The 15272-nt window shown below is 76.8% G+C and carries 1 protein-coding gene and 1 pseudogene; both read right to left on the bottom strand.

Features of this window, described 5'->3' with window-relative positions; genetic code table 11:
• Positions 1-66: 66 nt before the first annotated feature.
• Positions 67-6000 (bottom strand): annotated as a pseudogene (locus ACWEFJ_RS23745) (thioester reductase domain-containing protein); the annotation flags it as partial.
• Between the two features lie 32 nt (positions 6001-6032).
• Positions 6033-15272: a type I polyketide synthase gene (locus ACWEFJ_RS23740; protein ID WP_449715072.1), complete on the bottom strand. Its 9240-nt coding sequence runs from the start codon at positions 15270-15272 to the stop codon at positions 6033-6035.

The raw sequence follows: 15272 nt of genomic DNA, 5'->3' as shown, positions 1-15272 counted from the left end.
GTTGCCGGACTCGGTGCGGGCGGTGCCGTTCCGGCCGACGCCCACCCGCCGGGTGCCCCCGTCAGGTCACGCGCCGGCGGCCAGGGCCGGTTGGCGGGTCGGTGGGTAGTAGCCGGTCTCGGCGAAGAACCGCAGGTACGTGTCGACCAGGTCGCCGGTGACCGGTGGGCACGTGATGCCCGTGCCGGCCAGCGCCCGCTCCGTCTTCGACACGTCCACCGCCGGGTAGAAGCCCGCGTTGTCCGTGATCATCAGCTCGAACGCGTCCAGCAGCGGGATCAGGGCGTTGTCCCGGTCGGCCAGCACGGCGGCTCGCCACTGCTCCCACGGGCGCTCCTCCAGCCGGTACCCGTGCGCCCGCAGCCGCGCCACGATCTCGCGCCAGCTCACCCGGCCCGGGTTGTAGAGGTGGAACGTGCCGCCGGTCTCCCGGGACAGCGCCACGACCGCGGCGGCGGCGTAGTCGACCGGCACCATCGGGACCGTGCCGTCCAGGCCCGCGGGCACCGCGCCCGCCTGCACCAGGCCCTTGGTGGCCAGCCAGACGAAGTCCCTGGTCTGGCACGCGCCGTTGACCTGGTCGCCGGACACCAGGTCCACCCGGTAGACCCGCACCGGCAGGCCACGGTCGGCGGCCTGGGCGACCAGGTGCTCGGCCACCCACTTGCTGCGCAGGTAACCGCTGGGCAGCGCCTCCGGCGGGCCGGTCGGGTCGTCCACGGTCAGCGGCACGCCCGGTTCCCGCGCGCCGGCGAACACGCCCGTGGTGGACAGGTGGTGCACCGGCACGGTCCGGTGCCGGGCGGCCAGGCGCAGCACCTCCTGGGTGCCGTGCACGTTCGGCGCGCGCAGCTCGGTGTAGGGCCGCAGCCAGTTGACCGTCGCGCCCGCGTGGTAGACGGCGTCCACCTCGCGCGCGAGCCGGTCGTAGGTCTCCTCGGCCAGGCCGAGCCGGGGCTGGGACAGGTCGCCGGGCACGATGCGCAGCCTCGCCGGGTCGACCTCGTCCCACAGCCGGTACCAGCGCAGGTTCGCCTCGACCTTGCCCATCCCCTCGGCCTCGTCGGCGGCCCGCACCAGGCAGTGCACGGTCGCGTCGGACGCCCGCAGCAGCTCGCGCAGCAGGAACGCGCCCACGAACCCGGTCGCGCCGGTCAGCAGCACGTGCCGCGGGTCCTCGACGGTCCGCACGACCTCCGCCGCCGGCCGGACGTCCTCGGCCAGCACCTCGTCGTAGTCCACGTCCGCGGTGCCGGCCGCGCCCGCCAGGAACGCGGCCAGCGCACCGGGCGTCGGGTGGTCGAACACGACGGTCGCGGGCAGGGCCAGCCCGGTGGCGGCGGCGACCCGGTTGCGCAGCTCGACCGACAGCAGCGAGTCGAAGCCGAGGTCCGGGAACGGCTTGTCCTCGACCTCGCCGGACAGGCCCAGCACGGCCGCGACCTCGCGCCGCACCACCTCCGCCACGACCTCCCGCCGTTCGTCCTCGGACAGCTCGGCGAGGTTCGGCGCGGGCGCGCCGGTGCGCGCGACCGGCCGGACCGGCGGCAGCAGGGTCCGCAGCAGCGGCGGGGCCTGCTCCGGCCTGGCCCGCAGGGCGGCCAGGTCCAGCGGCGCGCCGACCAGCGCGGGCGTGCCGGACGCCACGGCCGCGTCGAGCATCGCCAGGCCCTGCGCGGTCTCGACCGGGCGGAAGCCGGCGCGCGCGATCCGGGCCCGGTCCAGCTCGGTCAGGCCGCTGGTGATGCCGCTGGCCTCGGCCCACAGGCCCCAGGCGACCGACGTGGCGGGCAGGCCCAGCGCGGCCCGGTGGGCGGCCAGGCCGTCGAGGTAGGCGTTGGCGGCGGCGTAGTTGCCCTGGCCCGCGCCGCCGATGACCCCGGCGATGGACGAGAACAGCACGAACGCGTCCAGCTCGTGGTCCCGGGTCAGCTCGTGCAGGTGCCGGGCGGCGTCGGCCTTGGGCCGCAGCACGGCGGCGAGCCGTTCCGGGGTCAGGTCGTCGATCAGCGCGTCGTCGATCACGCCCGCCGTGTGCACGACGCCGGTCAGCCGGGTGTCGCCGATGGCGGCGCGCAGTTGGTCGCGGTCGGCCGCGTCGCACGCGACGATCCGCGCCGTCGCGCCCAGCGCCGCCAGCTCGTCGCGCAGTTCCGCCGCGCCGGGCGAGTCGGGGCCGCGACGGCTGGTGAGCAGCAGGTCGCGCACCCCCTGGCGGGCCAGGTGCCGGGCCACCATCGCGCCCAGCGTGCCCGTGCCGCCGGTGATCAGGACCGTGCCGTCGGTGCGCCAGGCGGCTCGCCCGACCGGCGCGCGCCGCAGGTGCGGCACGTGCACGACGCCGCGGCGCACCACGGCCTGCGGCACGCCCGCCGCGACCACGGCCGGGATAGCGGCCTCCGACGCCGGGTCGCCGTCCACGTCCACCAGCGTGACGCGGCCCGGCTGCTCGGACTGGGCCGACCGGGCCAGGCCCCACAGCGCCGCGCCGTCCACGTCGGTGACGTCGCGCACCGCGCACGAGGTGACCGCGACGAACGGCTCGTCACCCCGCAGGTCGGCCAGCGCGGACGCGGTCCGCGCGTGCAGGTCGGCACCGGGAGCCCAGCGCACCACGCGCGGCGTCACGTGCGCCGGCGGCAGCTCGACCGGCTCCCACACCACCTGGAGCAACGCGTCCTGCGGCCGCAGCAGGGCGTCCGCCACGGCGTCGGCGGCGGTGGGGCGCAGCTCCACCGAGCCGATCGTGGCCACCGGTCCCCCGCTCGGGTCGACCAGCGCGATCCGGTCGCCGGTCACCCGCGCCCGCACGTCCGCCGCGCCCACGGCGTGCAGCTCCACGTCCCGCCACCGCACCGCGTCGCCCTCGCCGACCAGGCGCAGCGCCGCGTCGAGCAGCGACGGGTGCAGGCGGAACCCGTCCGGGGCCACGGGGTCGAGCGCGGTCCACTCGCCCGCGTCGTCCCGGACGAGCGGCAGGGCCGGGGCGAGGGTGCCGGCGGCGTTCAGCGTCCAGTCGCCGTCCAGTCGCGAGTGGACGGTCAACTGACCGTTCGCGACCCGCACCTGGAGCAGCACGCCACCGCGGTCCGGCACGGCGATCGGGGCGACCACGTCCAGCGCGGCCAGGCGCGGCAACCCCACCTCGTCGCCGGCGCGGATCGCCAGCTCCACCAGCGCCGACGACGGCAGCACGGCCGACCCGTGCACCCGGTGCCGCGCCAACCACGGGTGGCTGCGCACGGACACCTTGCCGGTGAACACGACCTCGTCGGCCCCCGCCACCGGCACCGCCGCGCCGAGCAGCGGGTGGTCCGCCTCGGCCACGCCCAGCTCGGCGACGTCGGCCGCCTCCGGCCGGTCGACCCAGTACCGCTGCCGCTGGAACGGGTAGGTCGGCAACTCCACGTGCCGCGCGCCGGTGCCGGCGAAGAACGCGCGCCAGTCCACCGCCACGCCGAGCCCGTGCAGCTCGCCCAGCGCCGCCACCAGCCCGGTCCGCAGCGGCGCGACGGCCGGGACGTCCGTGGTCTCGCGGACCATCGGCGTCAGCGCGGCGTCCGGCCCGACCTCCACGAACGCGGTCACGCCGCGCTCGGCCAGCGACCGCGCGCAGTCCGCGAACCGCACCGCCTCGCGGACGTGCCGCACCCAGTAGTCCGGCGACGACAACGCCTCGGCGTCCACGAGCGCGCCGGTCACGTTGGACACGATCGGCAGCGACGGCGCGTGGTAGGTGATCCTCGCGGCGACCTCGCGGAACGGGGCCAGCGCGGGCTCCATCCGGTGCGAGTGGAACGCGTGGCTCACCGTGAGCCGCTTGGTCCGGCGACCCCGCGCCCGCAGCTCGGCCTCGACGGCCAGCACCGCGTCCTCGTCGCCGGACACCACCACCGACGCCGGACCGTTCACCGCCGCCAGCCCCGCGCCGGGCGTCAGCAGCGGCTCGACCTCCGCCACCGGCGCGGCGACGGCGACCATGGCGCCGCCCTCGGGCAGCTCGTCGATGAGCCGGGCCCGCGCCGCGACGAGCGCGCACGCGTCCTCCAGCGAGAACACGCCGGCGACGTGCGCGGCGGTCAGCTCGCCCAGCGAGTGGCCCGCGACGAAGTCCGGCCGCACGCCCCACGACTCCAGCAGCCGGAACAACGCCACCTCGAACGCGAACAGCGCGGGCTGGGTGTACCGGGTCCGGTGCAGCAGGTCGGAGTCGCCGAACACCACGTCCTTCAGCGGCGTCGGCAGGTGTGGGTCGAGCAGCGCGCACGCCGCGTCGAACGCCTCCCGGAACACCGGGAAGCGCTCGTGCAGGTCACGCCCCATGCCGGCGCGCTGCGCTCCCTGGCCGGCGAACAGGAACGCCACCCGGCCGCGCTGCGGCGCGGGCGCACCGCCGTCGAACGCCCCCAGCGCGGCCAGCAGCCCGTCCCGGTCCCGTGCGACGACCGCGCCCCGGTGCTCCAGGGCGGTGCGGCCGGTGGCGAGGGTGTGGGCCACGTCGACCAGCGGCACCTCGGGCCGGGCGGCGACGAAGTCGCGCAGCCGCGCGGCCTGCGCCCGCAACGCCTCGGCGGACCGCGCCGAGAGCAGGAACGGCAGCTCGCCGTGGTGCGCCCGGTCGCGCGGCGCGGGCTCCTCGACCACGTGCTCCAGCACCACGTGGGCGTTGGTGCCGCTGACGCCGAACGAGGACACCGCCGCCCGCCGGGGCCGGTCGGACTCCGGCCACGGCCGGGCCTCGCGCAGCAGCTCCACCGCGCCCGACGACCAGTCGACCACGGGCGTGGGCTCGTCCACGTGCAGGGTGCGCGGCGCGACGCCGTGCCGCATCGCCTGCACCATCTTGATCACGCCGCCCACGCCGGCCGCGGCCACGCTGTGCCCGATGTTGGACTTGAGGGAGCCGAGCAGCAGCGGCGTCGACCGGCCCTGGCCGTAGGTGGCCAGCAACGCCTGCGCCTCGATCGGGTCGCCGAGCCGCGTGCCGGTGCCGTGCGCCTCCACCACGTCCACGTCCGCGGTGGACAGCCGGGCGTCCTCCAGGGCCGCGCGGATCACGCGTTCCTGCGAGGGGCCGTTCGGCGCGGTCAGCCCGTTGGACGCGCCGTCCTGGTTCACCGCCGAGCCGCGGACCACGGCCAGCACGGGGTGGCCGTTGCGGCGGGCGTCGGAGAGCTTCTCCAGCAGCAGCAGGCCGACGCCCTCCGACCAGCCGGTGCCGTCCGCCGCCGCCGCGAACGACTTGCAGCGGCCGTCCGCCGCGAGCCCCCGCTGGCGGGAGAAGTCGACGTACCCGGTGGGCGAGCCGTACACCGTGCAGCCGCCCGCCACCGCCAGCGTCGACTCGCCGGTGCGCAGCGACCGCACCGCCAGGTGCAGCGCGACCAGCGACGACGAGCACGCGGTGTCCACCGTGACGGCCGGGCCCTCGAAGCCGAACGCGTAGGCGATCCGCCCGGACGCCACGCTGCCCAGCTTGCCGGTCATGAGGTAGCCCTCCAGCTCCTCCGGCCCGGCCAGGCCCAGGTAGCTCTGCTCCCCCACGCCCGCGAACACGCCGGTGCGGCTGCCGCGCAACGCCGCCGTGTCGATCCCGGCGCGTTCGAACAGCTCCCACGCGGTCTCCAGCAGCACGCGCTGCTGCGGGTCCATGCCCAGCGCCTCGCGCGGCGAGATGCCGAAGAACGCGGCGTCGAACTCGGTGGCGTGGTCGACGAAACCGCCCTCGCGGGTGTAGGTCCGGCCGGGCACGCCCGGTTCGGGGTCGTAGAGCCGGTCCACGTCCCAGCCGCGGTCCTCGGGCCACGGCGTGATGCCGTCCCGGCCCTCCGCGACGAGCCGCCACAGGTCGTCCGGCGAGGCGACCCCGCCGGGGTAGCGGCACGCCATCGCGACGATCGCGACCGGCTCGGGCGTCTCCAGCTCGGCGATCCGCTGCCGGGCCTGCTGGAGGTCCGCCGTCACCCACTTCAGGTACTCGACCAGCCGCTCCTCGTTGGACACAGCAACCTTCTCCTCGATGTCGTGGGTGATCAGCGGGCGGCGCGGCCGAGCTGGTTGTCGATGAAGTCGAACAGCTCGGCGGTGGAGTCGAAGTCGCGGCGGACGTCGGTCCGCTCGGGCTCGGACCAGCGGGACAGGATGGTGCGCAGCCGCACGGTCACCTGCTGCCGCTGCTCGTCGTCGACCTCGGCCAGCGACGCCTCCAGCCGGTCCAGGTCGGCCAGCACCGGCGGGGTGTCGTCGGGCGTGAGCCGGTCCAGCAGCACCTCGGCGAGCGCGGCGGGCGTCGGGTGGTCGAACACCAGGGTCGCCTCCAGCGCCACGCCGGTCTCCGCGGCGAGCCGGTTGCGCAGGTCCACGGCGGTCAGCGAGTCGAACCCGAGGTCGCTGAACGGCTTGTCCAGGTCGACCCGGCGCGGGTCGCCGTGCCCGAGGACCGCCGCCACCTGGGTCCGCACGGCTTCCTCCACGACCCGGTTGCGCTCGCCGTTGACGGTGGACGCCAGCCGTTCGGTCAGCGGCACGCGCGGCGCGCGCACCAGGTCGCGGAGCAACGCGGTGTTCGGCAGCTCGGCCAGCGGCGCGGCGACCACGGCGGGCCGGTCGGTGACGACCGGGTCGCCACCGGTGATCACGGCCGTGCCCGGCAGCCCGTCGGCGACGCGGTGGCGGGCCAGGGCCTCCATGAACGCCACCCCGGCCGCGTAGTGCGCGTGCCCGGGCGCGCCGAACCCCTCGACCGGGGCGGCGAAGACCAGGTCGCCGGAGGTGTCGTGGTGCAGCCGCCACGCCTGTTCGGCGGTGTCGCGGAGGGTGTCGGCGAGGAGGTCGTCGGTGAGGGCCGCGAGCGCGGCCCGCGCGGGCGGTGCCGGCCGGTGCACGACGGCGTCCTCGGGCAGGGGCCTGACCTGCACCGTGACCCGCACCAACCGGGGCGCGAACGCCCGGCCGTCGCGGAACACGACCTGCGGCTCGCCGGACGCGACGACCGAGGCGAGCACGGCCGCCAGGTCAACGCCGGGCACCGGGCTCGACGCCGCGCCGTTGCCCGCCGCGCCACTCGCGGTGGCACCGCCGGGCACCGGGCTCGACGCCGCACTGCTCGCGGCGGCCCCGGCCGGACCCGCGCTCGGCCGGGATCCGTTCGCCGCGCCCGCCGAACCAGCGCCGGTGGCCACCGCGCTCGCCGCCACGCCATTCGCCGCAGCCGGACCCGCGCTCGGTGCCGCGCCATTCGTCGCAGCCCCGGCCGAACCGGCGCTCGGCACCGATCCGTTCGCAGCGTCGGCCGAACCGCCGTTCGCCGCGGCCGAGCCGGCACCGCCCGACGTGTCGCCGGGCAGGCCGCCCACCAGCACGATCCGGTCCGGTGCCTCGACCTGCGCGGCCCGCACCAGGCCCCACACCGCCGCCACGCCGGGGTCCGCCGGGTCGGGCGTGAGCACGACCGCCCGGCCCGTGCCCGTCGCGCGCTCCCGCAGCCCGGCCAGCACCTGCCGCGTCCCGGTGTGCGCGGTGGTGATCGGGTCGCCGCACGACTCCACCCGGATCACGTCCGGCGCCGGCCCGTCGACCGGCGGCAGCTCCACCGGCACCCAGTCCACCTCGTACACCGGCACCCCGTTCAGCGCGCGGAACTCGACCGAGTCGAACCGGGCGACCTCGTTGCCCTGCTCGTCGCGGAACACCGAGCCGTCCAGGCGCACCGCGGCGCCGGGCGCGGTCGCCCGCAGGCCGCGCCACACGGCGGGTTCGAGGTCGCCGCTCGCGACCAGGGACAGGTCCACCTCGGCCTCGATCGCGGGACCGGCGGTGAGCGTGCCCCGGGCCTGCTCGACCCACCCGTCCTGCCACGCGTGCACGGTCACCGGCCGGCGGTCGCCGTCCGGCTCGCCGACGGTCAGCTGGAGCCGACCGGCCCCGGGCAGCGCGACGACGTCCAGGTCCACCACCGGGTACCCGACCTCGCGGCCCGCGTGCCACACCAGGTCGGCCACGCCCGCGCCGGTCAGCGGCTCGGTCGCGGTCCCGGTGAACAGCACCTCGTCACGACCGGCGACCGGCACCGCCGCGTCGAGCACGGGGTGGCCGCCGGTCGGGCGCGGCCTCGCGGTGAGCCAGTACCGCTCGCGCTGGAACGGGTAGGTCGGCAGCACCGCCCGCCGGCCGGGGAACGCCGACCAGTCCACCGCCACGCCCCTGGCGTGCAGGTGGGCGAACAGCTCCACGGCCGTGCGGTGCTCCGACCGGTCCCGGCGCAGCACGGGCAGCGCGGCGTGCCCCTCGGGCAGCACGGCGGCCAGCAGGCCGGTCAGGACCGCGTCCGGCCCCACCTCCACGAACGTCGTCACGCCCCGGTCGAGCAGGGTGCGGGCCGCGTCGTGGAACCGCACCGGCTCGCGCACGTGCCGCACCCAGTACTCGGGGTCGGTCCAGCGGGCCTCGTCGCCGGTGACCGTGGAGACGGCCGGGACGGTGGGCTCGTGGTAGGTCAGCTCCCGGGCGACCGCGCGGAAGTCGTCCAGCATCGGGTCCATCAGCGGCGAGTGGAACGCGTGGCTCACCGTGAGCCGCTTGCCGCGGAATCCCTCCGCTGCCCCGAGGACCGCGTCCTCCACACCGGACAGCACCACCGAACGCGGACCGTTCACCGCCGCGACGGCGACGCCCTCGGGCAGCTCCAGCTCCTCCTCCGCGGCCTGCACCGCGACCATCGCCCCACCGGCCGGCAACGCCTGCATCAGCCGGCCGCGCGCGGCGACCAGCTTGGCCGCGTCGGCCAGCGACAGCACCCCGGCGACGTGGGCGGCGGCGATCTCGCCGATCGAGTGGCCCGCGACGAAGTCCGGGCGCACGCCCCAGGACTCCAGCAGCCGGAACAACGCCACCTCGACCGCGAACAGGGCGGGCTGCGCGGTGCCGGTGTCGTCGAGCCCGTCGCCGGACCCGATCGCCTCGCGCACCGGCAGGTGCGCGCACACCTCCTCGAACGCCCGCGCGAACACCGGGAACGCGCGGGCCAGCTCCAGCCCCATGCCGACGCGCTGCGCGCCCTGGCCGGTGAACACGAACGCGGTGCGCCCGTCGCGGACCTTCGGCAGCACCACCGCCTCCCGCAGGTCGGACGGGTGCTCGGCGGCGACGACGGCGCGGTGCTCCAGCAGGGCGCGGCCGGCGCCGAGGGTGTGCGCGAGGTCGGCGACCGGGACGTCCACGCCCGCCAGCCGGTCGAGCTGGTCGGCCAGCGCCCGCGGCGTGCGGGCCGACACCACCACGGGCACCGGTCCGGCCGCGCGCTCCGCCCCGGTGTCCGCCGGAGCCTGTTCGAGCACGACGTGCGCGTTGGTGCCGCTGATGCCGAACGACGACACCGCCGCCCGCCGCGGCCGGTCGACCCGCCACTCCCGCGCCTCGGTCAACAGCTCCACCGCACCGGACGACCAGTCCACGTGCGGCGACGGCTCGTCCACGTGCAGCGTGCGCGGCAGCACACCGTGCCGCATCGCCTCGACCACCTTGATGATGCCGCCGACGCCCGCCGCGGCCTGGGTGTGGCCGATGTTGGACTTCAGCGACCCCAGGGCCAGCGGCCGGTCGCGCTCGCCGCCGTAGACCGCGAGCAGCGCCTCGGCCTCGATCGGGTCGCCGAGCGTGGTGCCGGTGCCGTGCGCCTCCACCGCGTCCACGTCGGACGGCCGCAGGCCGGCGGCGGCGAGCGCGGCGCGGATGACGCGTTGCTGCGCCGGGCCGTTGGGCGCGGTCAGGCCGTTGGACGCGCCGTCGGAGTTGACCGCCGTGCCGCGCACGACGGCCAGCACGGGGTGGCCGTTGCGGCGCGCGTCGGAGAGGCGTTCCACGAGCAGCACGCCGACGCCCTCGGCCCAGCCGGTGCCGTCGGCGGCCGCCGCGAACGGCTTGCAGCGGCCGTCCGGGGCCAGGCCGCGCTGCCGCGAGAACTCCACGAACGCGGTCGGCGTGGCCATCACGGTCGCGCCGCCCGCCAGCGCCAGGTCGCACTCGCCGCGGCGCAGCGCGCCGACCGCGAGGTGCAGCGCCACCAGGGACGACGAGCACGCCGTGTCCACCGTGATGGCCGGCCCTTCGAGGCCGAGCGCGTAGGCCACGCGGCCGGACGCGACGCTGCCGGACGTGCCGCCGACCAGGTAGCCCTCCAGCTCCGGCGGCAGCGCGCCGCCGGTGCCGTAGTCGTGGTACATCAGGCCGGTGAACACGCCGGTCCTGGTGCCGCGCACCGAGGTCGGGTCGATGCCGCCGCGTTCCAGCGCCTCCCAGGCGGTCTCCAGCAGCAGCCGCTGCTGCGGGTCGGTCGCCAGCGCCTCGCGCGGCGACATGCCGAAGAACTCGGGGTCGAACAGGTCGGCGTCGTGCAGGAACCCGCCGTGCCGGGTGTAGGTGGTGCCGGGGTGCTTCGGGTCGGGGTGGTAGAGGCGGTCGAGGTCCCAGCCGCGGTTGGCCGGGAAGTCGCCGATGGCGTCACGGCCCTGCGCGACCAGCTCCCACAGGTCCTCCGGGCTGCGCACGCCGCCCGGGTAGCGGCAGGCCATGCCGACGATCGCGATCGGCTCGTCGGCCGCCGTCACCGCCTCCTCGGCCGGTTTGACCGCGCCCGCCAGGTGCTCGGCCAGCGCGGCCGGCGTCGGGTGGTCGAACACCAGCGTGGTGGGCAGCCGCCGCCCGGTGGCCTCGGCGAGGCGGTTGCGCAGCTCGACCGCGGTCAGCGAGTCGAAGCCCAGCTCGGTGAACGCCCGCCGGGCGTCGATGCCGGACGGGTCCGGGTGCCCGAGGACGGCCGCCACGTGGGACCGCACCAGGTCCGTGAGCGCGCGGACGTCCGTGGGCGCGGAGGCCGGCTTGCGCGCCGCGCGGCGCTTCGGGGCCAGCTCCCGCAACGCGGGGTGCGGGTCCTCGCGCAGCGCCGCCCGGTCCAGGGCGGTCACCGCGAGCACCGGTTCGCCGGTGGTCAGGGCCGCGTCGAACGCCGCCAGCGCCGCGTCGACCGGGATCGGCTTGAGGCCGAGCCGCCGGATCCGGTTGCGGTCCACCTCGGACAGGCCGCCGGACATCGTGCTGTCGGCCTCCCACAGGCCCCAGGCCAGCGACGTCGCGGGCAGGCCGAGGGCGTGCCGGTGGCGGGCCAGCGCGTCGAGGAACGTGTTGCCGGCGGCGTAGTTCGCCTGCCCGGCGGTGCCCAGCACGCCCGCGATGGACGAGTACAGCACGAACGCGTCCACGTCCCCGGCCAGCTCGTGCAGGTGCCACGCGGCGTCCACCTTGGGCCGCAGCACGCGGTCCACCTGCTCCGGCGTCAGACCCTCCAGCGTGCCGTCCTCGACCAGGCCCGCCGCGTGCACGACGGCCGTGACCGGGTGCTCGGCCAGCACGGCGGCCAGCGCGTCGCGGTCGGCCGCGTCGCACGCCACCGCCACGACCTCGGCCCCCTCGACGGCGGGAGCCGTGCCGCTGCGGCTGAGCAGCACGAGCTTGCGCGCGCCGTGCCGGGTGACCAGGTGCCGGGCGATCGCCGCGCCGAGCGCGCCGCTCGCGCCGGTGACCAGGACCGAGTCCCACGTCGGACCGTCGTGGCCGGGCCGCGGGGCCGGGGTCAGCACGGTCTCGACCGCCTCGCCCCGGTGCAGCAGCGCGAACCGGCCCGGGTGCTCGGCCGCGGCGCTGCGGACGAGCCCCGCGACGGCCGCGTGCGCCAGGTCGTCGCCGACCTCGACGCCCAGGACGCCACCCGATCCGGCCGCCCACGCGCGGAGCCGGTCCAGCACCTCGTGCGTGACGCGGCGGACCTGCTCGGGCACCGGGCCGTCCGGGGTTGGCACGGCGTACACCTCGTCCACGCGGGTCGCCGCGGCGCGGGTGGTCGGCGTGAACAGCAGCCCCGCGCCGGTCACGGGTCCGGTGAGCGGGCGCAGGACCAGCTCGGCGACGGACACCACCGGCGCGCCCGTGCTGTCGGCGACCAGCAGCGCCACCGAGTCCGGGCCGGTCGGGGTGATCCGCACGCGCAGCGCCGTGCCCGCGGCGCCGTGGAACCGGACGCCGGACCAGGAGAACGGCAGCCGGGCCGGGCCGTCCTCGACCAGGCCGGGCAGCAGCGGGTGCAGCGCGGCGTCGAACAACGCCGGGTGCACGGCGAACCCGGCGGTCGGCACGTCGGCCGAGACCTCGGCGAACACCTCGCCGTCGGCCTGCCACACCTTGCGCAGCCCCCGGAACAGCGGTCCGTAGCCGTACCCGTGCCGGTCGAGGCCGTCGTAGGACACGGGCAGCTCGGCGGCGGCGGGCGGCCACTCGGTCAGGTGCTCGACCGCGTCGTCGGACGGGTCGGGCACGCCGGTGGCGTGCAGGGTCCACGGCTCGTCGTCGCGGCGCGAGTGGACCTCCACCGCCGTGGCGGTGCGGACCACCTGGACGGTCACCGCGCCGGTGTCCGGGACGACCAGCGGCGAGGTGATCGTCAGCTCGGCGACGTCGCCCGCCAGCTCGACCAGCGCCGTGCCGGGCAGGACGGCCGCGCCGTGCACGCGGTGCTCGCCGAGCCACGGGTGGGTGGCCAGGGACAGCTTGCCGGTGAGCACGGTGGAACCGTCCGGCAGCTCGACCGCCGCGCCGAGCAGCGGGTGCCCGGACGAGGTGAGGCCGGCCGCCGACACGTCGCCGGCGGTGGACGCGTCCAGCCAGAACCGCTTGCGCTGGAACGCGTACGTCGGCAGCGGCACCTTGCGCGCGCCGGGGAACACGGCGGTCCAGTCCGGGTCCACGCCGCGCGCGTGCAGGTCGGCCAGCGCGGTGGCGACCGTGAGCGGTTCGGGGTGGCCGGCCCGCAGCAGCGGCACGGGCTTCACGTCGTCGAACGCGGCGGCGGTGAGGCCGGACAGCACCGCGTCCGGGCCCAGCTCGACCAGCGTGCGCACGTCGCGGTCGCGCAGGGTGGTGAGGGCGTCGTGGAAGCGGACCGCGGCGCGGACCTGGCGCACCCAGTACTCCGGGTCGGTCCAGTCGGCGTCCGGGCCGACCGTGGACATCACGGGCAGCCGCGGCGGGTGGTAGGTCAGGCCGCGGGCGACCTCGCGGAAGTCGTCCAGCATCGGGTCCATCAGCGGCGAGTGGAACGCGTGGCTCACCGCGAGCCGCTTGCCGCGCAACCCTTCCGCGACCTTGAGGACCGCCTCCTCCTCGCCGGACAGCACCAGCGAGCGCGGACCGTTGACGGCCGCGACGGCCACGCCGTCGGGCAGCTCCAGCTCGTCCTCCGCGGCCCGGACGGCGACCATCGCGCCGCCGGGCGGCAACGCCTGCATCAGCCGGCCGCGCGCGGCGACCAGCTTCGCCGCGTCGGCCAGCGACAGCACCCCGGCGACGTGGGCGGCCGCCAGCTCGCCGATCGAGTGGCCGACCAGGAAGTCCGGGCGCACGCCCCAGGACTCCAGCAGCCGGAACAACGCCACCTCGACCGCGAACAGGGCCGGCTGGGCGTTGCCGGTGAGGTCGAGGTCCACCCCGGACTCGATCACCTCCCGGACCGGCAGGTGCTCGCACACCTCGGCGAACGCGCGGGCGAACTCCGGGTACGCGGCCGCCAGCTCCAGCCCCATCCGCACCCGCTGCGCGCCCTGCCCGGTGAAGGCGAACGCCACCTTGCCGCGCGGCGGGATCGCCGCGACGGGCACGTCCCGCAGGTCGGTCGCGGCCGCGCGGTAGGGCATGGGGGTGCGGGTGGCGAGGGTGAACGCCGCGTCCCGGCCGGCGACACCGGCCTCGGCGAGCCGCCGGGCCTGCGCCGCCACCGCCTCCGGGCTGCGGCCGGACAGCACGAACGGCACCGGCAGGCCGGGGTCCGGCGCCTCCCCCGCGTCCTCGACGGGCTCGGGTTCCTCGATCACGACGTGCGCGTTCGTGCCGCCGAACCCGAACGACGACACGCCGGCCCGGCGCGGCCGCTCCCCGCGCGGCCACTCCCGCGCCTCGGTGAGCAGCTCCACCTTGCCGGAGGTCCAGTCGACGTGGCTGGACGGCTCCTCCGCGTGCAGGGTCCGCGGCATCACGCCGTGCCGCATCGCCTGCGCGACCTTGATGATCCCGCCGACGCCGGCCGCCGCCTGGGCGTGCCCGATGTTCGACTTCAGCGAGCCCAGCCGCACCGGCTCGTCCCGGTCGCGGCCGTAGGTGGCGAGCACCGCGCGAGCCTCGATCGGGTCGCCCAGCGTCGTCCCGGTGCCGTGCGCCTCGACCAGGTCCACGTCCGCGGGCGACAGGCCGGCGGCGGCCAGGGCGCTGCGGATCACGCGCTCCTGCGCGGGCCCGTTGGGCGCGGTCAGGCCGTTGGACGCGCCGTCGGAGTTGACCGCGCTGCCCCGGATGACCGCGAGCACGCGGTGGCCGTTGCGGCGCGCGTCGGACAGCTTCTCCAGCACCAGCACGCCGACGCCCTCGGCCCAGCCGGTGCCGTCGGCGTGGTCGGAGAACGACTTGCAGCGGCCGTCGGACGCGAGCCCGCGCAGCCGGGAGAACTCGATGAACGCGGTCGGCGTGGACATCACCGTCGCGCCGCCCGCCAGCGCCAGCGTGCACTCGCCCCGGCGCAGCGCGTTCGCCGCGAGGTGCACCGCCACCAACGACGACGAGCACGCCGTGTCCACGGTCAGCGTCGGCCCCTCCAGGCCGAACGTGTACGCCAGCCGGCCGGACGCGATGCTGCCCGCGCTGCCGCTGAACAGGTAGCCCTCGACGCCGTCGGGCGGCAGGTTCGGGCGCGAGCCGTAGTCGTTGTACATCACGCCGACGAACACGCCGGTCCGGCTGCCGCGCAACGACTCCGGGTCGATGCCCGCGCTCTCCACGCTCTCCCAGCTCGTCTCCAGCAGCAGCCGCTGCTGCGGGTCCACGGCCAGCGCCTCGCGCGGCGACAGGCCGAAGAACTCGGCGTCGAACCGGTCGGCGTCGTGCAGGAACCCGCCGTGGCCGGTGGTGGACCGGCCGACCCGCTCCGGGTCGGGGTCGTGCAGGTCGGCGGGCCAGCCGCGGTTGGTCGGGAACGGCGTGATCGCGTCCCGGCCCTCGGCCACGAGCCGCCACAGGTCGTCGGGCGTCTCCACGCCGCCGGGGTAGCGGCAGGCCATGCCGACGATCGCCACCGGCTCCTGGTCGCGGTCCTCGACCTCCTTCAACCGCCTCCGGGCGTCCCGCGCGTCGGCGATGGCCCGCTTGAGGTAGTCGCGGAGCTTGTTCTCGTCAGCCAC

The sequence above is a fragment of the Actinosynnema sp. NPDC004786 genome, from assembly GCF_053601135.1.
This window is presented reverse-complemented; position numbering and strand designations above follow the sequence as displayed.